This is a genomic window from Variovorax sp. P4_D9, from assembly GCF_056401695.1.
This window is the reverse complement of record NZ_JBFUIU010000067.1, coordinates 1-21,021: the sequence shown is the minus strand read 5'-3', so window position 1 is coordinate 21,021 and position 21,021 is coordinate 1. Positions and strand designations below refer to the sequence as shown.

Sequence of the window (21,021 nt, the reverse complement as noted above, 5' to 3'; positions counted from 1 at the left end):
CCTCGTCTGTGGCCTGTGTTGACATGCCAGGGCTGTAGCCAGTCCCGTGCCAGTTCGCGAGGGTCGGAGAAAAACTCTCACTCTCTCAGTCGTCCTTGCCCCTGGAGCGATCGTTCAGGAACTCGAACGCGGCCTGCCAGGTCTGCGGCGAATTCAGGATGCCGAGGTGCCCGGTGTGCAGGATCGGATCGTAGGCGCCCTGCCCCGTCAGCACGATCTCGCGCGCGCCGCGCAGGCTGGCGCTCCTCGCGAAGTCGGTCGGGCTGCCGAACGAATCCACGGCGGGCACCGGCGCGATCGAGCCGTCCTGCACCGGGAAGTAGACGAAGCTGGCATCGCCGTTGCGGATCACCAGCACGCGCGTGGGCCCGCCGTTCTCGTTGCGGCCATTGAGCAGGCGCAGGAAAGGCGTGTCGGGCGAGCCCAGTTCCTGGCAGACCTCGCTCGCCGGCGTGAAGCCGCCCGCCGCCGGGGCCTGCCAGTAATTGGCGGGGTCGGGCGAGCAATTGATGATGCCGTGGTTGGGCCCGTCGATGGCCACGAAGCGGCGCGCCATCTTTTGCGCCTCGTCCTGCCGCATCCATTCGCGCGCCAGCGTCACGCCCAGGCTGTGGCCGACGATGTCCACCCGCTTGGCACCGGTGAAGTCCATCACCGCGCGCACGAAGCGGCGCAGGTCGGGCACGTTGGCTGCGTTGGTGTGGGCGATGCTCGATCGGCGGGTCGGGTCGGCGGCCAGGTCGCATTGGTCGCCCTGGTAGCCCACGCCCCAGAGATCGCTGGTGGCATAGCCGTTGTCAGCGAAGTATTGCGCCATCGCCTGGACCCGGCCGTAGGGGTTGCAGGCGGTGGGGAACGGCGTGTCGTTGTTGCCGTGAATGAAGATCACCGGCGTCCGCGTCGCCGGTCCGGCGGCGCCGAAGCCGATCAGCGGCCGGGCCAGCGAGGTGTCCTCAATCGAAGGAAAGCCCGGTGGCAGCGTGTTGCCCACGAGGCCCGCGGACTGCGCGGCGGCCGCAGTCACGAAGGTGGCGAGAGCAGCGGCATGGCGAATCCACGGTGTCATCGGCGAGCTCCTTCTTCAGCGCCGGCGATGATGCCGACGAATGCAGTCGCTGGCAAGGTCCGCCCCCGCCTCAGCGCATCGCCCGCGCGATCCCCTGCGCCGCGTTGCGCAGCTTGTCCAGTTGCTGCAGCGCCTGCGGCAGCGGCATGCGCACCGCCGGCGCCTGCAGCGCCACGGCGCAGCGCAGCGGGCTGTGGGCATCGTCGCGCACCGGCACCGCGAGGCACACCAGTCCGTCGATGAATTCCTCGGCATCGACCGAATGGCCGTCCTGACGGATGCGCTCGAGTTCGCCCTCCAGCGCTTCGCGCGAGCGCAGCGTGTGCGAGGTGTAGCGCCGGTAGTCCAGTCCGGCGAGCAATCGCTCGCGTTGCGCCTTCGGCAGATGCGCCAGGAACAGCTTGCCGCTGGCCGAGCAGTGCAGGGGCACGCGCGAACCGGGCCCGAGTTCGAGCCGCAGCGGGAAGGCGGTCTCGACGCGGTCGAGGTAGATCACCTCGGCGCCCGACAAGGCCGTGAGGTTGCAGGTCTCGCCCACATCGGCCACCAACTGGCGCAGCACCGCGTGCCGCACGCCGGTCGAGGAGCTGCTCCGAAGCACGGTCTCGGCGAAGCGCATCAGGCGCGGCGTGATCGCATAGCGACGGCCATCGCCGCCGCGCGCCAGCAGCCCGCCGGTCTCGAGCTGCTGCAGCATCCGGTGCACCGAAGGCTTGGGCTGGCCGCTCATGCGCACGATGTCGACCAGGTTCTGCGGCTCGTTCGCCGAGCACACGAGCTCCAGCAATTGCAACAGGCGCAGGCCGGGGGTCGCGGCCTGCTCGACCTCATCGGCGGGGGATGATTCTGAGAGATTCATCTAAAAATCTCGAAAAACGAGACAACTATAACATAAATTCCGAGATTTTGCAGAAAATTCGCCAAAGTACCCAGCAGTGGCATTGCGATTCCGATGAATATTCGTTTAGACAACCTGGTGATTACAGGCGCCTGCGGCGGCCTGGGCCGCGCCCTCGCCGCCGACGCGCTCGGCCGTGGTGCCAAGGTTGCCTTGGTCGGACTCGACAGCGCCACCCTCTGCCGGCGACTGGACCCGCCGCTTCGGCACGCCCGATGCGGTGATCGCCAACGCCGGCGTGGCCGGCGGCTTCGACACCGCCGAGGCCTCGGACCTGGCGGTGTTCCGCCGCATCCTCGAGATCAACCTGCTCGGGGTGGCGACCACTTTCCAGCCCTTCGCCGCACCGATGCGTGCGCGCGGCCGTGGCGTACTCGCCGGCATCGCGAGCCTCGCCGGCCGCCTCGGGCTGGTGCGGTTCCTGGCCTAGTCGCGACCCTGCTCGCCTACACGCTGTGGACCCGGCTGCTGCAGCGCCATCCGGCGGGCCGCGTCGCGCCCTTCTCGCTGCTGGTGCCGGTGGTAGGCCTGGCGGCCGCCGCGCTGGCCTTCGGCGAGCGGCCGAGCCCCGCGCAATGGCTGAGTACGGCGGCCGTGCTGCTGGGACTGGTGATCAACAAGGGCGTGGCCGGGGGCCTGGGCGTGGGCGAGACGGCCGGCCGCCGCAGGTGCTCAGCGCTGAGTCTTGTCCTTCTGGTTCTGCGCCTCGATGCGCTCGCGCGCGGCCAGCCAGTCGGCATCGCTCCACTGCCGAAGTTCATAGAAGTTGCCACCGGTCGCGAGCGCGTTGCCACCGTCCATCATGATGCTCTGACCGGTGAGCCAATCGCACTGGCCGCGCGCCATCAGGAAGGCCGCGAGGTTCTGCAGCTCGCTCATTTTTCCGGTCCGGGCCATCGGGTTGTGGGCCTTGCTCCGCGCGCCGGGCTCCTCACCGGGATTCAGCCGCTTGCTCATGCCCTCGGTCGGTATCTCGCCCGGGCCGACCGCGTTCAGGCGGATGCCGTAGCGCGCCCACTCGACCGCCAGCGACTTGGTCATCACCTCGATGCCGGCCTTGCTCATCGCCGACGGCACCACGTAGGGGCTGCCGTTGTCGACCCACGTGACGATGATGCTCATCACGCTGCGGTACGGATCTCCGGTCTTCCATTTGCCCTCCTTCGCTTCGGCGACCCAGCGCTTGCCGACCGCCTGCGTGACGTAGAAGCTGCCGTGGAAGACGATGTTGGCGACCGCGTCGAAGGCGCGCGGCGACAGGGCCTCGGTCGGCGAGACGAAGTTGCCCGCCGCGTTGTTGATGAGCCCGGTCAGCCCGCCGGACTGCCACAGACTGTCGACCATCTCGTCGACCGCCTGCGCATTGCGGATGTCGACGCCGAAGGTGTCGATGCGCCGCCCCGGAAACTGCGTGCGCCATTCGGCGGCGGTCTCCTCGCAGACACTCTGGCGCCGGCCGCAGATCGCGACATCGGCGCCCAGCCCCAGAAAACGCTCGGCCATCGCGCGGCCGAGGCCGGTGCCGCCGCCGGTCACGAGAATGCGCTGGCCGGCCATGAGATCGGTTTGAAACATGCAAGTCTCCTTGTCTTGAATGGATGGAACGCGCTGTGCAGCACGCATCGTAGTGCGCCGGGCGCGAGCCTGTAAGCTTTGATTGTTCGCCGCCCAAGGAATCGCCCGATGCACGCACTCGCCTCTTCCCCCGAGACCTTCGCTCCGCTGGCCGGTGTCCGCGTGTTGAGCCTCGCGCTCAACCTGCCCGGCCCCGCCGCGCTGATGCGCTGCCGCGCCATGGGCGCAAGCTGCACCAAGCTCGAACCCCCGTCCGGCGACCCGATGGCTGTCTACAACCGCAGCGCCTACGCGGCGCTGCACGAGGGCGTCACGGTCGAGGCCGCCGACCTAAAGACCGAAGCCGGCCAGCAGCAATTGCACCGCGTCCTCGAAGCCACCGACGTGCTGCTGACCTCGTTCCGACCCTCCGCGCTGGCCAAGCTGGGGTTGGACTGGGACGCCTTGCATGCCCGGCATCCGAGGCTCTCACAGGTGGCGATCGTCGGCGCCCCCGGCGACCGCGCCGAAGAGCCCGGGCACGACCTCACCTACCTCGCCGAGAGCGGCCTGATCACCGACACCACGCTGCCGCCGACGCTGTACGCCGACATGGGCGGCGCGCTGCTCGCGAGCGAAGCGGTCCTGAAGGCAGCCCTGCGCACCGGTGCGTCGCACATGGCGGGGATCTACCTGGAGGTGGCGCTCAACGCCGCCGCCGACTGGCTGGCGCTGCCGCGCAGCTGGGGACTGACCACCCCCGACGGCGCGGTCGGCGGCGCCCATGCGGGCTACCGCATCTACCCCTGCGCCAACGGTCGCGTGGCGGTCGCTGCACTGGAGCCGCACTTCGCGGCGCGGCTCTGCGAAGTGGCCGGGCTGGCATCGTCGAGCATGTTCGCGTCTGGAACGCACGAGGCGATCGCGCGTTGGATCGGCACGCGCACCCGCGCCGAACTCGAAGCGATGGCACGCGAGCACGACGTGCCGCTGCTCACGCTCGCCGACTGACAGGCGAACGGGAGGGTCCGGGTGGTGCGGTTGCGCTGACCGCGCGCCGCTTCATCCGAAGCTGCTGCGACCCAGCACCCTGCCCTCCGGGCCGACGATCACGGCTTCGCCCATCGCGACGGACTCGCCGGTGAACGCGCCGATGTTCACCTGATGCGTGACCCAGACCTCGAAGGCGCCGGCCGGGATGCGGGCCAGTGCATCCTCGAGCGCCTGCCGGCGGTTCGGCGCGTCGGGGGCGCCGCCGAAGGTGGAGTCGAGCGCTGACCAGTGCTCGTGCGCGCCGAAAGCGAGGTCGGCGGTGTCCCTGCACCGGCACCATGCGCTGGAGCGCACCGCGGCCGGCTTGAGCGCGTGGGCCTTGAACCATTCGCCTGCCGCGACGGCCTGCGCGCGCCCTTCCACGCTCAGGTTGCGCTGGCTGCTGCAAACGCCGAGCCTGAAGCCGGGCGGATCGCCGACGCCGGGCGTGGTCTGCGCATGGCGCCACAGCACCGCGCAGCGCCCGGCGCGGAACTGCGCGACCAGCGCGGCGTCCGCCGGCTGTGCGCGGGCGTTGACGGCTGCGAGGACGAGCAGGAAAAAATCGCGTCGCTGCAATCGTCTTGCCCTCGATAAAGATGGCTTCGCCTAGAGGCTCTGCAGAAAGGCCACCATCCGCTTCCGCTCCTCGGCATCGGGCAAGCTTCCACGCATCGCGCCGAGGTTGTCGGCCATGTGCACGGGGTCGGAGGTGCCGGGGATCACCGCCGTCACGCGCTCGTCGGCGAGCAGGAACTTGAGGAAGAACTGCGCCCAGCTGCCGGCAAAGCCCGCCGCCCAATCAGGCAGCGGCTTGCCGCGCACCGCACGGAACAGGCGCGCGCGGCCGAAGGGCAAGGCTGTGAGCACGCCGGCGCGCAGCTCGGCCGCCAGCGGCAGGATGCGTGCTTCGACTTCGCGGTCGTCGAGCGAATAGGCGACCTGCACGAAATCGGGCTTCTCGCGCTGGAGCACGGTTTCGAAGGCCGGGTAGTCGCGCTCAAAGGTGGAGGTCATGCCGACATAGCGGCACAGGCCCTGCGCCTTCCATTCCCTGAAGCGGGCCAGCGACTGCTGCGGGTCGCGCACGTTGTGCAGTTGCAGCAGGTCGATGCGGCGCGTCGCCAGCCGCGCGAACGAGCGCTCGAGTTCCGCCGCATCGGGGGAACGGAGCTTGGTGGCGATGAAGATCTTGTCGCGCGCCTTCATGGCGGTCATCGCCTGGCCCAGCACGAGTTCGGCGTCGCCATAGGCCGAGGCGGTATCGACGAGCCGGCCGCCGGCATCCACGAGTGTCTGCAGGATTTGCGCCGCGGATTCGCGCGTGCGGGCGTCGTCGGTGCTGAAGACGTTGGCGGTGCCGAGTCCGACGGCGGACAGGCGCTCTCCGGTGGAGGGGATGGCGCGCGTGATGAGCGCGGCTGACCCGCCCTGCGCGAACGCGGCTGGCGGCAGCACGGCTGCCATGGCGGCAAGCGCGGAAAAGTCTCGCCGGGTGATGCAGGTCATGGCGGTTCTCCTTGCGCGGCGACGTCGAAAGAGGCGCGGCGCTCCTGCGTGCGGCCGAGCGCCGCCGACAGGACGAGCCACGCGAGCACCACCGGCACCGCGCACAGCGCGATGGCGCCGATCTTGAGTCCGATTGCGTGCAACACGTCGTAGACCCAGCCGTAGAGCGCATCGGAGCCCCGGTAGATCACGACGTCGATCAGATTCTTGGCCTTGTACTTCTCTTCGCGCCCGACGACGGTGAAGAACACCTGCCGCGCTGGGTTGGCGATGGCGAAGTTCATCCACCGCTGGACGACCTGGAAGACGACGATGACCGCCAGAGTCGGCGTCATCGCCAAGACGAGGAAGCCGACCATGTAGACGGCCGGCAGCGCACCCGCCGCCACGCCGGTGCCGAAGCGCTGCAGGAACCTGCCGGTGGCGAACACCTGCGTCGCCAAGGTGAGCAGCCCCACGGCGAGGTCCATGCTCGCGAAGACGCGCGTCTGCGCACCGGCGCCGTGCACGGTGGCCGACACCACGTTGGCCTGCGCGAAGTAGAGCATCGTGGCGCCGAACGACAGCAGGCTGACCCACGCGCCGACACCGAGCAGGTACGGCGAACGCAGCAGGCCCGACAAGGCGGCGAAGGCGCTGCCGCCGACGCGGGACGCCTCCTGCCGATGGGCCGGGTTCACGCCGGCGCTGCGCTCGAGCCGGTGGGCGCAGAACACAGCGATCTCGAGGAACACGATGGCCGCGATCAGCAGGTTGTGCGGCCCGAGCGGCACCGAGAGCGCAATGGTGATGAGGGGTCCCAGCAGCGCGCCCGCCGTGCCGCCCGCGCCGATGAAGCCGAACAGCCGCTTGCCCTGCTCGCTCGTGAAGAGGTCCGCCATGAAGGACCAGAACACCGCGACCGCGAACAGGTTGAAGACGCTGACCCAGACGAAGAACACGCGCGCGACGATCACCGGCTCGATGCCGAGCGCCAGCAGCACCCAGAACAGCGCGAGGTTGACGACGAAGAAGTGATAGACGATCGGGATGAAGCGGGCGCGCGGCAGCTTCGCGACCAGCGCGCCGTAGACCGGCTGCGCCGCGAGCAAGCTCACGAAGGTCGCTGTAAAGAGCCACGGCAGCGCGCGCGTGCCGCCCGCGATGCCCATCTGGTCGCGGAGCGGCCGCAGCACGTAATAGCCCGCCAGCAGCGCGAAGAAATAGCCGAAGGACCACAGCGCTGCCGACAGCTCCTGCGGCGTCGCCGGAACCGCCCGCCGCAGCCAGCGGTGGAGCGCCGTCATGGCGCCAGCGACAGCTTCTGCCTGAGTTCCGCCGCGCTCACCGATTGGCCATAGCCCGGGCCGCCACGCTGGAACTTGCGCGCATCGGCCAGCTTGCCGACCACCACGGGGTCGAAGCCGGCATCGCTGACCAGCGCGGCTGCAACGCGCACGGCTTCGGGATCGTCGCCCGCGATCGGGATCGCGAGCCTCGGCGCGGGCCGATTGGCCTCGCGCGCGAGGATCGTGTAGGACATGGTGTTGAATGCCCGCACCAGCCGCGCAGCGCCCAGGTATTTCTGCGACACCACACCGATCCCTTCCTGCTCTACTTCGTCGGCCACGCTGCCGTCGCGCGAGGCCACGGCGTTGCAGGCATCGAGCAGGATCTTGCCCTTGAGCGCGTTGCCGTAGTCCTTGCCGATCTGCGGCAGCGCGCCATAGGGCACCGCGATGAAGAGCGCGTCGCCGAAAGCGATCGCCTGCGCCACGCTGCCCGCGCTCGCCGGCGGGCCCAGACTCGCGACCAGATCCTTGAGTTCGTCAGGATGGCGCGAGGACAACATGACCGGATGGCCGGCCTTGACCCACAGCCCGCCGAGGGTGCCGCCGATCCGGCCGGCGCCGATGATGCCGATGCGCAGGCCGGCCGTCGGCTGCGCCAACGCCCGCCCCGGCGACAGCAGCGCGAGCGTGGTCCAAGCAGCGCCGGCCGTCACCAAGCCGCGCCGCGTCCGATCGAACACAGGCTGATGCCGCGCCATCGAAAGCTCCTGGAGTTCGAGGCGATCATCCGCCCCCTGCCGGGGCGGCGCAAGCACCCCGGAACCGACTCAGAGCTTGATGCCCGCCGCCTTCACCGTCGGTCCGAGCACACCCACCTGATCCTTGACCATGCCCTCGAAGCGCGCCGTGCTCTCCGGCTTGGCGACGATGCCTAGCTCGATCAGCTTCTTCTGCACCTCGGGCATCACCAGCACCTCGTTGCAGGCGTCGTGCAGCCGCACCACCATGTCGGGCGGCAGCTTGGCCGGCCCGCTGAGACCGAAGAAGTTCTCCAGCACCAGCTTGGGCTGGCCCACCTCGACGATGGTCGGAACCTCGGGCATCAGCGGCGAGCGGGCGCTGCCCGTGACCGCCAGCGGCACCAACTGGCCGCTCTTGAAGAAGGGCACGTAGGCGGTGATGACGTCGATGCCGACCGGGATCACGTTGGCGATCAGGTCGGTGGTCATCGGAGCGCCGCCGCGGTAAGGCACATGCACGAGGTTGGCGCCGGTAGTCTTCTTGATTAGCTCGCCATGGACGTGGCCGATGGATCCCGGGCCGCCCGAGCCGAAATCCAGCCGTCCGTCCTTGCGGGCGCGGGCCTCGAGTTCGGCGAAGCTCGTGATGCCCGAGGGTTTGCTGGCCATGATCACCAGCGGCGCCGAGCCCAGGTAGGCGATGTGGGTGAAGGCGGCGACCGGATCGTAGGGCTGCTTGTCGAGCGTGAATGGGCCGAGCGCGATCGGCGTGGTGTTCGAGAGCAGAAAGGTGTAGCCGTCGGCGGCCGCGGTCGCCACCTGGGCACCGCCGATGGTGCCGCCGGCGCCGGGCTTGTTGTCCACCACCACCGCCTGGCCCAGCTTCTTGCCGAGCTGCTCGGCCATCACCCGCGCCAGGATGTCGCTCGACCCGCCGGGCGGGAAGGTGACGATGATCTTGATCGGCTTGTCCGGCCACTGGGCGAAGGCCGGCAGCGCGAGCGCGCCGGCGCCGGCGACCAGGATCTGGAGGGCGCCGCGGCGCGTGGGGTGCAGGGAGGTGGTCATGGTGTGGTGCAGCAAGAGGGATACCCGACTTTAGGAACGCAACCATGGCACGCCAATCGCTAGGTAGCAATCCGCGGCATAACAAATCGCCGCACCCGAGCCCGCCGGCGACTGGCGCTGGTGCCTCGGGGCACCAAAGTTGTGCAGGAGACCGGCCATGTCACGCTCCAACGACCCTTTCGACACCCACCTGCTGCGCGTGTTCACCATCCTGATGAACGAGCGCAGCGTTTCGCGCTCGGCCACGCGCCTGAACCAGTCGCAACCGGCTATCAGCAGCGCGCTGAAACGGCTGCGCGAGATCTTCGACGACCCGCTCCTGATCAAGGACAAGCAGCGCATGGTGCCGACCGAGCGCGCGCTGCAGCTCGAGGCCTCGGTGCGCGTGGTGCTCGGCGAGATCGACGCCCTGCTCTCGCCCGGCGACGTCTTCGACCCCGCGACCACACGCCAGACCTTCCGAATCGGCACGCCCGACTACCTGGCGCCGCCCCTGATGGCCGCGGTGGTGCACTACCTGCGCACCACCGCGCCGGGGGCCCGCATGCTGCTGCAGCCGCTTGGGCCCGACTACGACTACGACAGCGCCCTGGCTGACGGCAAGCTCGACGTCGTGATCGGCAATTGGCCGCAGCCGCCCGAGCACCTGCGCACCACGCTGCTGCTGGAGGACGAGATCGTCTGTCTGGTCGACCGCGACCATCCGGGCGCCGGCGGCATGCGGCCCTCGGACTACCTGGAAGGCTCGCACGTCGTGCCGCTGCTCTACAGCGGGCTGCAGCGCGGCGTGGTCGAGACCCACTTGGCGACCCAGCGCCTGACACGGGCGCCGACGGTGACGGTGCCCTACTTCGCGATGGCGCCGCACCTGCTGCCGGGCACCGACCTGATCTTCACCACCAGCCGGCACTTCGCGCTGCACTTCGCCGCCATGCTGCCGCTGGCAGTCGTGCCGTCGCCGATCGTTTTCCCGCCGATGCGCTTCTACCAGCTCTGGCATGGGCGCAACCAGCATGCGCCGGGCCACATCTGGTTCCGCTCCCTGCTGTCGGCGGTGATGCGCACCGCCAGCGCCACGCGCCATCTGCGGGTCAGCCCGCCGCCGATGGCGGCGGTGCGACTGGCCGCCTGAGCCGCGCTTCGGCCGCATGGCGTAGGCCGTCCGCGAAACTGACGGCAGCGGGACTTTGAATCAAAATGCCGGACTCCGCCGACCGGCCCCGTCCCATGTCCGCCACCCCTTCCCGCGCCCTCCTGAGCCCCGAGCACATTGCGATGATCGACAAGGGCGTCTCGGCCATCGTCGCCTCGCGCAACGCTGCGCACCGGCCCAGCCTGATGCGCGCGGTCGGCAGCAGCATCGCGGCCGACGGCAGCGAGCTCACGGTCTATGTCTCGCGCGGCCAGTCGCGCCAGCTGCTGCAGGACGTCGCGGCCACCGGCCACATCGCAGTGGTCTTCAGCGAACCGCTGAGCCATCGCACGGTGCAGGTGAAGGCCCGCCGCGCGGAGCTTCGCGCCGCCACCGACAGCGACCTGCCCCTGCTGCGCCGCTACCTGCGCTCGATGGAGCACGAGATCGCCTGCGTCGGCCACGACGCCGTCTTCGTGCGCGCCATGTTGGCTTTCGACCTCGACGACGTGGTGGCGATCCGCTTCACCCCGACCGAGGCCTACGACCAGACGCCCGGGCCCAAGGCCGGCAGCCCGCTGCCCGCAGCCTGACGCCGATGAGCGCGAGCCCGCCGCCCCCTTCGCTGCATGAGATCCGCGCCTGCTGTGAGGGCGCCATCCCGGCGATGATGGCGACCTGCTCACAGGACGGCACGCCCAACGTCGCCTACATCTCGCAGGTCTACTACGTCGACGAGCGGCACGTCGCGCTGTCCTTCCAGTTCTTCAACAAGACGCGCCAGAACATCCTCGCCAACCCGCGCGCCGCGGTGCTGGTAATGGACCCGAGGACCGCCGCCTTTTATCGGCTCGCGCTGCGCTACCTGCGCACCGAGACCGAAGGGCCGCGCTTCGAGGGCATGAAGGCGCAATTGGCCGGCATCGCCTCGCACTCGGGCATGGCGGGCGTGTTCCGCCTGCGCGGCGCCGACATCTACGAGGTCGAAGCCATCGAGGCCCTGGAAGGCGAGCGCCTGCCCCTGCCGCCGCCGCGCCACAGCCTGCTGGCCGGGGTGCGGCGCTCCGCCGAGCGGCTCGCGGCCTGCTGCGCGACCGACGAGCTGCTGCAGGCCGTGCTGGCGGTGCTCAATGACCAGCTCGACATCCGCCATGCGATGGTGCTGATGCGCGACAGCAGCACCGAGCGCCTGTACACGGTGGCCAGCTGCGGCTATGCGAGGTCGGGCGTCGGCTCCGAAATCGAGATCGGCAATGGCGTGATCGGCGTCGCTGCGCGGGAGCGCACACCGGTGCGCATCAGCCACATGACCCACGCAGCGAGCTACAGCCACGCGGTGCGCAGCAGCATGCGCGAGATCGAACCCGGCCTGGTGCTCGACACCGAGATCCCGTTCCCGGGCCTGGCCGAGCCGCACAGCCAGCTGGCGGCCCCGATCGTCTCCAGCGGCCGCCTGCTCGGCGCGCTGTTCGTCGAGAGTCCGCTCGACATGCGCTTCGGCTTCGAGGACGAGGACGCGCTGGTCGCGATCGCGGGCCACCTGGGGGCCGCGTTGGAACTGCTGCGCACCGGCGACGAGGCGGCGGCCGTGGCCGAGCCGCCCGGCCGCGCGTCGCCGCCCTCCGGGGCACCGATCGCGGTCCGCCACTACCTCGCCAACAGCAGCATCTTCATCGGCGACAGCTACCTGATCAAAGGCGTGGCCGGCGCCATCCTGGGCAAGCTCCTGCGCGAGCACACGCAGCAGGGCCGCAGCGAGTTCAGCAACCGCGAGCTGCGGCTCGACCCGGCGCTGCGACTGCCCGACCTGTCGGACAACCTGGAGGCGCGCCTCGTGCTGCTGCAGCGCCGGCTGCAGGAGAACAGCCCGCACATCCGAATCGAGAAGACCGGGCGCGGACGCTTCCTGCTGCGGGTCGAGCGACCGGTCGCGCTGACCGAGATCGCCGGCTGAAGCGGGCCTCAGCGCTGCACCAGCCCCGATGCCGCCGGCAGTCCCAGGGCGAGGCTGAGCTTGGCCCATTCATGCTCGGTCAAGTGCGGCCTCACCAGGTCCAGCGCCGCCGCGAAGGCCGGCGCCGGCGCATGCGCGCGCATGTCGACCAGCATCGCGGCGCGTTCGGCCGGATTCAGGAAGGGCACCATCCAGCGCAGCACGAGCATCATCTCCTCGGGCGGGATCGCGGCGACCAGCCGGTTGTGGATCTCGATCAGCTCGGCATCGGTGTAGCGGGCCCAGAGCACCGCGTTGTGTGCCGTCTCCTCGACATGCATGTGCTCGAAGTTGTGGGCGATGAAGAGCGAGAGCGCCCGATACAGCGCCAGCGCGCCGGTCGCCCGCGCGGCGGCCTCGCATTGCAGCAGCGCCGTGGTCTGCTTCGCCAGCGCAACGATGGCCTGCAGGTGCTCGTCGTGCTCATGCGCGATCTTGCCGCTGGCGCCGGGTGCGCGGGCCTCCATCGCCGTGTGCACGAATTCGTTCTCGTGCTGCAGGTGCGAGCGGCAGAAGTCGAGCAGTTCCAGCACGCGCTGCGTGGCCTGCGCCAGTTCGAGCGCATCCTCGCTGTCCATGCGCCCGACGGCCAGCAGGGTGTCGGCCATCAGCGCGCGCAGCGCCTTGTGAATGCCAGCGTACAGGTCGACGCGGGGCGCTGCGGCCTCCGCGACATGGCGCAATTCGCGCTGATCGATGTTCATGGGGTTTTACCTTCCAAGTTCAGCGGCCGGCGCACCGTGCGCCGGCCTGCTGGGAAGAAGTCTAGGAATCCGGGCGCGCGCGCGCCGCTAAGAATTGCTTAAGCAATCCCTCACCAAACCTTAAATGTTGCGTGCGCCTCGTCGTATCGACATGTCCGCGGGTCAGGCGTTGACCCGCGCGGCGAGGCGCAGGCCGGTGATGAAGCCGATCTGCCGCATCGCCTCGGCCAGTTCCTCGGACGGTTCGCGCGCGCTGCGCGACGCCAGTTCCGCGAAGATGCCGGCCCGCGTGTAGTGCCGCACGCAGACGATGAACGGAATGCCGTGGCGCGCCTGGTAGTCACGGTTCTGTCGCGCCAGGCTTTCTTCTTCGCTGGCTGACAGCGCTTCCAGGCCGGCGCTCTTTTGTTCCGCGATCGAATCGGTGGTCATCGTGCCGGCCCGCACCGCAGTGCCCGACAAGGGCGGGTGGTCGCGCAGGAACTCGATCTTCCGGCTCCTGCCGCTGGCCCGCACCGCCGCCATCATCGCCGCGTGCAGCGCCGCCACGGAAGCGAAGGGCCGCTCGGCCCATGCCGCTTCGGCGACCCAGGGCGAATGCTCGAAGATGTCGCCAAGAGCGGCGGTGAATGCGCTGCGTTCCATCGCATTGACGGCGCGCAGGTCGAGGGTGCTTGGCTGCGTGGACATGCGGCCAGTGTAGGAACGCATCGGCCCGACACGAAGACGCTCACCGTTATACGGCCCATAGCAAAGCGCCGAAGGCGCCGCGCCGTCACTGCGGCGGCGCGGCCGGCGCGGCGAGCGTGCGCGCCGCGGCCGTGAGCACGCTGCGCAGCCAGGCATGCGGCTCTGCGCGGTGCTGCGACTCGTGCCACAACTGGTAGAAACGCATCGCCGGAAACGGCATCGGCGACGGCACGATCGCGATGTCGAGCCGATCGGCGTGGTACTGCGCGAAATGGCGGCTGGTGGTCATGATCAGGTCGGTGCCGGGCAGCAGGCTGGGCGCGACGCTGAAGTACGGGCACTCCACGCGCCGGTCGCGCTGCATTCGCAGCGTGTTGAGGCTGGCCTCGACCACGCCGCGCTGGGCGATCGAATACGGCATGGGCACCAGGTGCGCCGCCTCCAGGTAACGCTCGGCGGTCAGCGCGCCCTCGCGGGCCAGCGGGTTCTCGCGCGCCAGGATGCACACCACCTCGTCCTCCAGCAGCGTGGAACTGTGCAGGTGCTCGGGCGGACTCGGCCAGTTGCCGATCACGATGTCGACCGCGCCATCCTGCAGCGCCCGCTCGTAGTCGAACTGTGGGCCCAGCGGCATCGCGCTGAGCCGGGCCCGCGGCGCCTTCGATCGGAAGACCCGCACCACCTCGGCCAGGAAGGGCGGCGCCAGGTAGTCCGGCGTCGCGATCGTGAACGCCAGTTCGGTGGTCGCCGGCTCGAACGAGTCGCCGCTGCTCACCAAACCGTCGAGCAGGGCCAGTGCGGCCCGCGCCTGCGCCGCGACCGCGAGCGCGCGTGCGGTCGGCACCATGGTGTTCTTGTCGCGCACCAGAAGAGGATCGCCGAAGATCTCGCGCAGCCGCTTGAGCGCGCCGCTGATCGCCGGCTGCGACTGGTCCATGCGGATCGCGGTGCGCGAGACGCTCTGCTCGGCGATCAGCGCGCACAGCACCCTGAGCAGGTAGGTCTCGAACGGATCGTCGGCGCGGGACACGGGTTCAGCCTCCGGATATCGACATTGCTATGTGCTCTATTGCGGCTGCCCAGTTTCGCACAGCGGCGCGAGACGCCAACATCGGCGGGCCGAGCTTGGCACTCACTCTGGAGCTGACGATGACCGCACACGACATGGCGCTGCCCGGCGCCCTCGCCCCCCAGGACCAGGTCGATTCGACCTACTCGAAGATCTCGTGGCGCTTGCTGCCCTTCCTCGGCGCGCTCTGGGTGCTGGCCTGGCTGGACCGGGTCAACATCGGCTTCGCCAAGCTGCAGATGCTCGACGACCTGCGCTTCAGCGAGGCGGTCTACGGGCTGGGCGCGGGCATCTTCTTCCTCGGCTACTTCTTCTTCGAGGTGCCGTCCAACATGCTGCTGCAGAAGATCGGCGCCAAGAAGACGGTCATGCGCATCACCATCGGCTGGGGCCTGGTCTGCATGATGCAGGCCTGGGTCACGACGCCCACCCAGTTCTATGTGCTGCGCTTCCTGCTCGGCGCCTTCGAGGCCGGCTTCTACCCCGGCGTGATCCTGTACCTGACCTACTGGTACCCCTCGCAGCGCCGTGCCAAGGCCTTCGGCACCTTCATGTCGGCATCGGCCATCGCCGGCGTGCTGGGCGGTCCGATCGCCGGCTGGATCATGACGTCGATGGGCGGCGTGCAGGGCTGGCACGGCTGGCAGTGGCTGTTCGTGCTGGAGGGCATTCCGTCGGTGCTCGCGGGCGTCTTCGCCTGGTTCTACATGACCGACCGGCCGGAGCAGGCGCGCTGGCTCAGCGACAACGAGAAGAAGGTGGTGCAGCACGAGCTCGAGCTCGACAACCGCCGGCTCGGCGAGCGCGGCAGCGACTGGCGCCAGCTGTTCACCCATCCCAAGGTCTGGCTGCTGATCGCGATCTTCTTCTGCCTGCTGTGCGCCAACTCGACGCTGACCTTCTGGATCCCGACGGTCATCAAGGAGACCGGCTTCACGACGCCGATGGCGATCGGCTGGATCGCCGGTGCGGCCTACCTGTTCGGCGCTGCCGGCATGATCCTCAACGGCCGCAACTCCGACCGCCGCGGCGAAGTGCGCTGGCACTTCAGTGGTGCGGCGATGTGCGGCGCCGGCGGCATGCTGCTGCTGGCTGTGGCGCTCGGCGTGCCGGGCCTGCTGGCCTTCGTGCCACTGCTCGCGATGGGCCTGGCCCTGGTCGGCACCATGAGCGCGATCCCGGTGTTCTGGCAGTTCCCCAACATGTTCCTGAGCGGCGGCGCGGCGGCCGTCGGCGTGGCGCTGATCAATTCGATCTCGAACCTCGCCGGCTTCGGTGCCCCCTACGCCATGGGCCTGATCAAGAACGCGACCGGGCGGGTCGCGCCGGGCCTCTACCTCGTGGCCTTCATCGAGTTGCTGGCAGCGGTGCTGGTGATCGCCTTCATCGCACGCCGGCCGGCCCGCAAGCAGGCCTGAACACCTTCCAGGAACTTGCCATGACAAGCGCTCATCACGACGAAAAATACCTGCTCGAATCCATCCGGCTCGCCATGGAAAACGTGCGCGAGCGCAAGACCTGGCCCTTCGGCGCGGTGATCGCGCGCGAGGGCCGGGTCATCGCCACCGGCGTCAACGAGGTGGAGGCGCTGTTCGACCCTTCGGCCCATGCCGAGATGCAGGCGCTGCGCGCCGCCGGCCGGGCGCTCCGGAGCACCGACCTCAGCGGCTGCACGGTCTACGCCAGCGGCTATCCCTGCCCGATGTGCCTGACGGCGATGTACCTCGCGGGCGTCAAGGAAGTGTTCTACGCCTACTCGAACGAGGACGGCGAGCCCTACGACCTGTCGGCCGAACGCGGCTATGCGGAGCTGGCCCGGCCGCTCTCGCAGCGCGAGATGAAGCTCACGAGCCTGCCGGTCCGGGCCGAGRGCGAGGATCTCTACGAGGCCTGGCGACGACTCCGCTAGGCGAAACGGTCTAGAACGCCGTCGGCGCCTTGCGCACGCGTGCCGGGGGGACTAATCTCAAGCCGGGGGCGGGCCCCCGTCCGCCCGGGAGTTCCGCATGTACGAACGCATACTCGTCGCCACCGACGGCTCGGAATTGTCGGAACAGGCCGTGACCAGCGCCATCGACCTCGCCCTCCTCACTCAGGCCGAGCTGTTCGCGGTCAAGGTCTCCCATCCCCAGTCTGCCAGCTACTTCGAAGGCTCGCTACTGCTGAGCCAGATCGAGGTCTCGCGCCTGCGCGACGAGGCCGACGCCGAGTCGCAGCGGGTGGTCGATGCGGTCAAGGCCAAGGCCGATGCCCGGGGCGTCAAGCGCACCACCAGCATCGTGATGCGCGCCGAAGGCGTGTCCGAAGCCATCATCGACGCCGCGCGGGTCCACCATTGCGATCTGATCGTGATGGCCTCGCACGGCCGGCGCGGCATCAAGCGCCTGCTGATGGGCAGCGAGACCCTGCATGTGCTGACTCATTCGCACACACCGGTGCTGGTGCTGCGCTGACGGCCCAGCGCGGCGCGAGGCCTCAGCGCGCCAGGCCTGCGTCGCGCAGGCGATCCTCGTGCTTGACCGCCAGGTAGGTCCTCAGGTCGACCTCGTGCAGTTGGGTCGGATAGCGCTCGCTGGCCTCGAACCAGCGGCGCAGCCGCTTGTCGGCGCGCTCCGGCGCCGGCACCGGGAGGCCGTCGAGGTACGCCTCCAGCGCCAGGAAATAGCGCATCGCATTGCGTTCCACCAGCCCGCGCAGGCCGCGGATGTAGTCGGGATCGCCGTTCGGCTGCTTGCCGACCACCGTGAAGCCCACCTTGTGGCTGCCGAAGGTCGCGAGATAAGCCATGGTGGCGAGCCGGGCCACCATGTTGTGGTCATAGGCGTAGGCGAAATGCAGGAAGGTCTGATGCTCGCCGAGCGGAATCCCCTCGACCATCACGCGGTAGTGGCTGGTGCCCATCGGGCCCGATTCCGCTGCCAGCTCGACCAGCAGGTAGTCGGCCGTGGCCTGCACCGCGCGGTGCCCGAAGGACAGTTCGAAGGCCTGATCGATCGGCTTGTCGTAGCGCGGGACCACGCTCAGGGTCAGCACCTCGCCTTCGGGCCCGCGCGCCACGCGGCAGCGCCGGTTGTTGATGTGCAGCAGCAGCATCTCGCACCACTGCGAGGATTGCTCGAGTGCTCGCCGCACGTCGCCGAGCGAATGATTGACGACCGCATAGACATCGCCCTGCAGCCCGCCGTCGGTCTCGGCCGAATCGAGCACGATCGGCCGCTTCAGGGGACTGCGGGCCAGTTGTTCGCCGAGCTTGCCATGCAACTCGCGCAGGGCCTGGGCGGACCCCGCCTCGAGCGCCGCCTGGGCGCCGAACACCGACACCGACATCGAAAGCATCAGGCCGACGCCGACGCGCAAGAACAGCAACAAGACGGCCGGCAGTGTGTTCATGCCGACACGATACAGCGACTGAGGCGCCGGCCGCTCAGCGGCCCTTGCGGACCGGCTTGGCCGCCGAAGGCCGGGTGCGCCCTGCCCCGGTGTCGCGCGGCGGCAACCCGGTGTGCTGGGTCAGGATGCGGCCTTTGACCGGCGCCGCCGGCTTGGCCGCCACGGCGGTCGAGTTCTTGCGCCGGGCGCTCTGGTAGCTGCCATCGGTCAGCGGCTGCCAGGTCGGGATCAGGTGGTGCTTGCCGTTGCCGATCAGGTCGGCCCGGCCCATGGCCTTCAAGGCCTCGCGCAGCAGCGGCCAGTTGTTGGCGTCGTGGTAGCGCAGGAAGGCCTTGTGCAGCCGCCGGCGCTTGTCGCCGCGCACGATGTCCACCGTCTCGCTGTCGCGCGTGATCTTGCGCAGCGGGTTCTTGTTGGTGTGGTACATCGCCGTCGCGGTGGCCATCGGCGACGGGTAGAAGGTCTGCACCTGGTCGGCGCGGAAGCCGTTCTTCTTGAGCCACATCGCGAGGTTCATCATGTCCTCGTCGCTGGTGCCGGGATGGGCGGCGATGAAGTACGGGATCAGGTACTGCTTCTTGCCCGCTTCGGCCGAGTACTTCTCGAACATCTGCTTGAACTTGTCATAGCTGCCGATGCCCGGCTTCATCATCTTGGTGAGCGGGCCCTGCTCGGTGTGCTCGGGCGCAATCTTGAGATAGCCGCCGACGTGATGCTGCACCAGTTCCTTGACGTACTCGGGCGACTGCACCGCCAGGTCGTAGCGCAGGCCGGAGCCGATCAGAATCTTCTTGATGCCCTTGAGCGCGCGGGCGCGGCGGTAGATCTTGATCAGCGGATCGTGGTTGGTGTTGAGGTTCGGGCAGATACCCGGATACACGCAGCTCGGCTTGCGGCAGGCCGATTCAATCTCGGGCGACTTGCAGCCGATCCGGTACATGTTGGCGGTCGGGCCGCCGAGGTCGGAGATGGTGCCGGTGAAGCCCTTGACGCTGTCTCGAATGGCCTCGACCTCCTTGATGATCGATTCCTCGGAGCGGCTCTGGATGATGCGGCCCTCGTGCTCGGTGATCGAGCAGAAGGTGCAGCCGCCGAAACACCCGCGCATGATGTTGACGCTGAAGCGGATCATTTCCCAGGCCGGGATCTTGGTCGCGCCGTCGTGGCTGCCGTGCGCATCGGCGTAGCTGGGATGCGGGCTGCGCGCATACGGCAGATCGAACACGTGGTCCATCTCGGCCGTGGTCAGCGGGATCGGCGGCGGGTTGATCCAGACGTCGCGCGCCGTGGTGCCCTCGCCGTGCGCCTGCACCAGCGCGCGCGCATTGCCGGGATTGGTTTCGAGGTGCAGCACGCGGTTGGCATGGGCGTAGAGCACCGGGTCGGCGCGCACCTGCTCATACGACGGCAACCGGATCACCGAGCGGTCGCGCGGCGGCACCTTGATGCGCTCGCGGCTCTGCAAGGCATGGTTCGGCACGAAGGTCAGCGGCTTGATCGACAGGTTGACCGAGCCCGCGGCCTCGGCGGCCTGGGCCACCGCCTGGGCGTCGTCTTCCTTGGCGCAGGTGGCGCCGTTGACCTTGGCCTGGTCGGACACCATCAGGTAGGGATTGACATGGGCCTCGACCCGTCCCGGCTCGTCGACGCTGGTCGAGTTGATCTCGAACCAGCCCTCGGGTGTTTCGCGGCGCACGAAGGCGGTGCCGCGCACATCGGTGATGTGCGCCACCGGCTCGCGCGCGGCCAGCCGGTGCGCGATCTCGACGATCGCGCGTTCGGCGTTGCCGTAGAGCAGCAGATCGCACTTGGCGTCGACCACGATCGAGCGCCGCACCTTGTCCTGCCAGTAGTCGTAATGCGCGATGCGGCGGAGCGACCCTTCGATGCCGCCGAGGACGATCGGCACGTCGCTCCAGGCCTCCTTGCAGCGCTGCGAATAGACGATGGCCGCGCGGTCGGGCCGCTTGCCGCCGATGTCGCCGGGCGTGTAGGCGTCGTCGCTGCGCACCTTGCGATCGGCCGTGTAGCGGTTGATCATCGAATCCATGTTGCCGGCGGTGACGCCGAAGAACAGGTTCGGCTTGCCGAGCACCTTGAACGGGTCGGCGCTCTGCCAGTCGGGCTGGGCAATGATGCCGACGCGGAAGCCCTGGGCCTCCAGCATGCGGCCGATCACGGCCATGCCGAAGCTCGGATGGTCGACGTAGGCGTCTCCGGTGACCACGATGATGTCGCAGCTGTCCCAGCCGAGGGCGTCCATCTCGGCGTGCGAGGTCGGCAGGAACTTTGCCGTGCCGAAGCGGGCCGCCCAGTACTTTCGGTAGCTGGTCAGCGGCTTGGCGGCGCGCGTGAAGAAGGAGACGTCGACGGGGGCGTTCATCGGGAAAGACGGCAAAGGGATTGCCGCGCAGGCCTGCGGGCCGGGTGGGCCCGTGGTGGGCAACCAATCATTTTAGGGTTTTCCGTTGGATCTGTCGCGCTAAAGGGCAATCGAAGGCCGTTCCGGTGTCCTCGATTTACTTGCTTTTGGCAATCAATCAATTGACAATGGCAAGCATGTCGACCTCCACCCGTGCCCCCGAAGCCGCCGCCGTCAAGGCGATCCGTGGTTTCAACCGCTTCTACACGCGCCGCATCGGGGTCCTCGATCCTTACCTGGACAGCGACATGTCGCTCACCGACGTCCGCATCCTGTACGAGCTCGCCCACCGCGAGCGGGCGGTGGCGAGCGAGATCGGCAAGGACCTCCATCTCGACGGCGGCTACCTGAGCCGCATCCTGCGCCGCTTCGAGTCCCAGGGCTGGCTGCGTCGCGAGCCCGACGCCCGCGACGCCCGCCAGAGCCTGCTGCGGCTGACGGAGGCCGGCCACCTGGCCTTCGCGCCGCTGCAGCAGAAGTAGT

Annotated in this window: 21 protein-coding genes and 2 pseudogenes; 10 read left to right on the top strand and 13 right to left on the bottom strand. The window is 68.9% G+C overall.

Annotation, left to right across the window (positions count from 1 at the left end; translation table 11 throughout):
- Positions 1-85: 85 nt before the first annotated feature.
- The gene (locus tag AC1DY5_RS10310; RefSeq protein ID WP_478111194.1) at positions 86-1,066 is read right to left on the bottom strand and encodes an alpha/beta fold hydrolase; all 981 of its coding nucleotides are present in this window, start codon (positions 1,064-1,066) and stop codon (positions 86-88) included.
- A gap of 70 nt (positions 1,067-1,136) precedes the next feature.
- Complete coding sequence (locus AC1DY5_RS10305) at positions 1,137-1,925, bottom strand: IclR family transcriptional regulator (protein WP_478111193.1); 789 nt, start codon at positions 1,923-1,925, stop codon at positions 1,137-1,139.
- A 175-nt stretch (positions 1,926-2,100) separates the two neighbouring features.
- On the opposite strand from AC1DY5_RS10305, the gene AC1DY5_RS10300 reads away from it, so the two are divergent.
- Positions 2,101-2,394 (top strand): SDR family NAD(P)-dependent oxidoreductase, encoded by a 294-nt coding sequence (locus AC1DY5_RS10300; protein WP_478111192.1) that lies wholly within the window; start codon positions 2,101-2,103, stop codon positions 2,392-2,394.
- Positions 2,391-2,646 (top strand): annotated as a pseudogene (locus tag AC1DY5_RS10295) (EamA family transporter); the annotation flags it as partial. The gene AC1DY5_RS10300 and the pseudogene AC1DY5_RS10295, both read left to right, overlap by 4 nt.
- On the opposite strand, the gene AC1DY5_RS10290 reads toward AC1DY5_RS10295, so the two are convergent.
- Positions 2,637-3,539 (bottom strand): SDR family oxidoreductase, encoded by a 903-nt coding sequence (locus AC1DY5_RS10290; protein WP_478111191.1) that lies wholly within the window; start codon positions 3,537-3,539, stop codon positions 2,637-2,639. The pseudogene AC1DY5_RS10295 and the gene AC1DY5_RS10290 sit on opposite strands and share 10 nt — an antisense overlap.
- A 108-nt stretch (positions 3,540-3,647) precedes the next feature.
- On the opposite strand from AC1DY5_RS10290, the gene AC1DY5_RS10285 reads away from it, so the two are divergent.
- A complete protein-coding gene (locus AC1DY5_RS10285) occupies positions 3,648-4,529 on the top strand; it encodes a CoA transferase (protein ID WP_478111190.1) in 882 nt (293 codons plus the stop codon).
- Between the two features lie 51 nt (positions 4,530-4,580).
- Here the strand turns inward: AC1DY5_RS10285 and AC1DY5_RS10280 are convergent, their stop codons facing one another.
- From AC1DY5_RS10280 to AC1DY5_RS10260, 5 genes are all read right to left on the bottom strand, one after another.
- The gene (locus AC1DY5_RS10280; protein ID WP_478111189.1) at positions 4,581-5,129 is read right to left on the bottom strand and encodes a histidine phosphatase family protein; all 549 of its coding nucleotides are present in this window, start codon (positions 5,127-5,129) and stop codon (positions 4,581-4,583) included.
- A 30-nt stretch (positions 5,130-5,159) separates the two neighbouring features.
- On the bottom strand, positions 5,160-6,059 hold the full coding sequence (locus AC1DY5_RS10275) for an aldo/keto reductase (RefSeq protein WP_478111188.1): 900 nt from the start codon (positions 6,057-6,059) through the stop codon (positions 5,160-5,162).
- Positions 6,056-7,345 carry an NTP/NDP exchange transporter gene (locus tag AC1DY5_RS10270; protein ID WP_478111187.1) on the bottom strand — a complete coding sequence of 430 codons (1,290 nt, stop codon included), beginning with the start codon at positions 7,343-7,345 and terminating at the stop codon, positions 6,056-6,058. Before AC1DY5_RS10270 ends, AC1DY5_RS10275 begins: the two co-directional genes overlap by 4 nt.
- The gene (locus AC1DY5_RS10265; protein WP_478111186.1) at positions 7,342-8,088 is read right to left on the bottom strand and encodes an NADPH-dependent F420 reductase; all 747 of its coding nucleotides are present in this window, start codon (positions 8,086-8,088) and stop codon (positions 7,342-7,344) included. The genes AC1DY5_RS10270 and AC1DY5_RS10265 overlap by 4 nt, the downstream gene beginning before the upstream one ends.
- A gap of 69 nt (positions 8,089-8,157) precedes the next feature.
- Positions 8,158-9,138, bottom strand: a complete 981-nt coding sequence (locus AC1DY5_RS10260; protein WP_478111185.1) for a Bug family tripartite tricarboxylate transporter substrate binding protein — start codon at positions 9,136-9,138, stop codon at positions 8,158-8,160.
- Positions 9,139-9,295: 157 nt separating this feature from the next.
- Between AC1DY5_RS10260 and AC1DY5_RS10255 the strand changes: the two genes are divergently transcribed.
- The 3 genes from AC1DY5_RS10255 (at position 9,296) to AC1DY5_RS10245 (ending at position 12,224) form a co-directional block, all read left to right on the top strand.
- Positions 9,296-10,270, top strand: coding sequence for a LysR family transcriptional regulator (locus AC1DY5_RS10255; protein ID WP_478111184.1), 975 nt, complete (start codon positions 9,296-9,298; stop codon positions 10,268-10,270).
- 95 nt (positions 10,271-10,365) lie between these two features.
- Positions 10,366-10,863, top strand: a complete 498-nt coding sequence (locus AC1DY5_RS10250; RefSeq protein WP_478111183.1) for a hypothetical protein — start codon at positions 10,366-10,368, stop codon at positions 10,861-10,863.
- Positions 10,864-10,868: 5 nt separating this feature from the next.
- Complete coding sequence (locus AC1DY5_RS10245; protein ID WP_478111182.1) at positions 10,869-12,224, top strand: GAF domain-containing protein; 1,356 nt, start codon at positions 10,869-10,871, stop codon at positions 12,222-12,224.
- Between the two features lie 8 nt (positions 12,225-12,232).
- Here AC1DY5_RS10245 and AC1DY5_RS10240 read toward each other — a convergent pair whose 3' ends face one another.
- From AC1DY5_RS10240 to AC1DY5_RS10230, 3 genes are all read right to left on the bottom strand, one after another.
- Positions 12,233-12,967 carry a hemerythrin domain-containing protein gene (locus AC1DY5_RS10240; protein WP_478111181.1) on the bottom strand — a complete coding sequence of 245 codons (735 nt, stop codon included), beginning with the start codon at positions 12,965-12,967 and terminating at the stop codon, positions 12,233-12,235.
- 162 nt (positions 12,968-13,129) lie between these two features.
- Positions 13,130-13,657 carry a 2-oxo-4-hydroxy-4-carboxy-5-ureidoimidazoline decarboxylase gene (gene uraD / locus AC1DY5_RS10235; protein WP_478111180.1) on the bottom strand — a complete coding sequence of 176 codons (528 nt, stop codon included), beginning with the start codon at positions 13,655-13,657 and terminating at the stop codon, positions 13,130-13,132.
- Between the two features lie 85 nt (positions 13,658-13,742).
- Complete coding sequence (locus AC1DY5_RS10230) at positions 13,743-14,687, bottom strand: LysR family transcriptional regulator (RefSeq protein ID WP_478111179.1); 945 nt, start codon at positions 14,685-14,687, stop codon at positions 13,743-13,745.
- 119 nt (positions 14,688-14,806) lie between these two features.
- Between AC1DY5_RS10230 and AC1DY5_RS10225 the strand changes: the two genes are divergently transcribed.
- The 3 genes from AC1DY5_RS10225 to AC1DY5_RS10215 all read left to right on the top strand — a co-directional run bounded on the left by AC1DY5_RS10225 (position 14,807) and on the right by AC1DY5_RS10215 (position 17,179).
- Positions 14,807-16,144, top strand: coding sequence for an MFS transporter (locus tag AC1DY5_RS10225; protein ID WP_478111178.1), 1,338 nt, complete (start codon positions 14,807-14,809; stop codon positions 16,142-16,144).
- Between the two features lie 20 nt (positions 16,145-16,164).
- Positions 16,165-16,635 (top strand): nucleoside deaminase, encoded by a 471-nt coding sequence (locus AC1DY5_RS10220; RefSeq protein WP_478111177.1) that lies wholly within the window; start codon positions 16,165-16,167, stop codon positions 16,633-16,635.
- Positions 16,636-16,732: 97 nt separating this feature from the next.
- The gene (locus tag AC1DY5_RS10215) at positions 16,733-17,179 is read left to right on the top strand and encodes a universal stress protein (protein ID WP_478111176.1); all 447 of its coding nucleotides are present in this window, start codon (positions 16,733-16,735) and stop codon (positions 17,177-17,179) included.
- A 22-nt stretch (positions 17,180-17,201) separates the two neighbouring features.
- Here AC1DY5_RS10215 and AC1DY5_RS10210 read toward each other — a convergent pair whose 3' ends face one another.
- Together AC1DY5_RS10210 and AC1DY5_RS10205 are read right to left on the bottom strand one after the other, a co-directional pair.
- Positions 17,202-18,116, bottom strand: a complete 915-nt coding sequence (locus AC1DY5_RS10210; RefSeq protein WP_478111175.1) for a hypothetical protein — start codon at positions 18,114-18,116, stop codon at positions 17,202-17,204.
- 34 nt (positions 18,117-18,150) lie between these two features.
- Entirely contained in the window at positions 18,151-20,499 is a 2,349-nt protein-coding gene (locus AC1DY5_RS10205; protein ID WP_478111174.1) for a YgiQ family radical SAM protein, read from the bottom strand.
- 167 nt (positions 20,500-20,666) lie between these two features.
- Between AC1DY5_RS10205 and AC1DY5_RS10200 the strand changes: the two are divergent.
- Positions 20,667-21,017, top strand: a pseudogene (locus AC1DY5_RS10200) (MarR family winged helix-turn-helix transcriptional regulator); the annotation flags it as partial.
- Positions 21,018-21,021 lie beyond the last annotated feature (4 nt).

Bases quoted from the DNA above. Each gene is read 5' to 3' on its own strand.
- AC1DY5_RS10210 (WP_478111175.1), bottom strand. From the start codon at position 18,116: ATGAACACACTGCCGGCCGTCTTGTTGCTGTTCTTGCGCGTCGGCGTC.
- AC1DY5_RS10310 (WP_478111194.1), bottom strand. From the start codon at position 1,066: ATGACACCGTGGATTCGCCATGCCGCTGCTCTCGCCACCTTCGTGACT.
- AC1DY5_RS10225 (WP_478111178.1), top strand. From the start codon at position 14,807: ATGACCGCACACGACATGGCGCTGCCCGGCGCCCTCGCCCCCCAGGAC.
- AC1DY5_RS10255 (WP_478111184.1), top strand. From the start codon at position 9,296: ATGTCACGCTCCAACGACCCTTTCGACACCCACCTGCTGCGCGTGTTC.
- AC1DY5_RS10260 (WP_478111185.1), bottom strand. From the start codon at position 9,138: ATGACCACCTCCCTGCACCCCACGCGCCGCGGCGCCCTCCAGATCCTG.
- uraD (WP_478111180.1), bottom strand. From the start codon at position 13,657: ATGTCCACGCAGCCAAGCACCCTCGACCTGCGCGCCGTCAATGCGATG.
- AC1DY5_RS10305 (WP_478111193.1), bottom strand. From the start codon at position 1,925: ATGAATCTCTCAGAATCATCCCCCGCCGATGAGGTCGAGCAGGCCGCG.
- AC1DY5_RS10270 (WP_478111187.1), bottom strand. From the start codon at position 7,345: ATGACGGCGCTCCACCGCTGGCTGCGGCGGGCGGTTCCGGCGACGCCG.
- AC1DY5_RS10275 (WP_478111188.1), bottom strand. From the start codon at position 6,059: ATGACCTGCATCACCCGGCGAGACTTTTCCGCGCTTGCCGCCATGGCA.
- AC1DY5_RS10240 (WP_478111181.1), bottom strand. From the start codon at position 12,967: ATGAACATCGATCAGCGCGAATTGCGCCATGTCGCGGAGGCCGCAGCG.
- AC1DY5_RS10205 (WP_478111174.1), bottom strand. From the start codon at position 20,499: ATGAACGCCCCCGTCGACGTCTCCTTCTTCACGCGCGCCGCCAAGCCG.
- AC1DY5_RS10215 (WP_478111176.1), top strand. From the start codon at position 16,733: ATGTACGAACGCATACTCGTCGCCACCGACGGCTCGGAATTGTCGGAA.
- AC1DY5_RS10265 (WP_478111186.1), bottom strand. From the start codon at position 8,088: ATGGCGCGGCATCAGCCTGTGTTCGATCGGACGCGGCGCGGCTTGGTG.
- AC1DY5_RS10250 (WP_478111183.1), top strand. From the start codon at position 10,366: ATGTCCGCCACCCCTTCCCGCGCCCTCCTGAGCCCCGAGCACATTGCG.
- AC1DY5_RS10290 (WP_478111191.1), bottom strand. From the start codon at position 3,539: ATGTTTCAAACCGATCTCATGGCCGGCCAGCGCATTCTCGTGACCGGC.
- AC1DY5_RS10285 (WP_478111190.1), top strand. From the start codon at position 3,648: ATGCACGCACTCGCCTCTTCCCCCGAGACCTTCGCTCCGCTGGCCGGT.
- AC1DY5_RS10245 (WP_478111182.1), top strand. From the start codon at position 10,869: ATGAGCGCGAGCCCGCCGCCCCCTTCGCTGCATGAGATCCGCGCCTGC.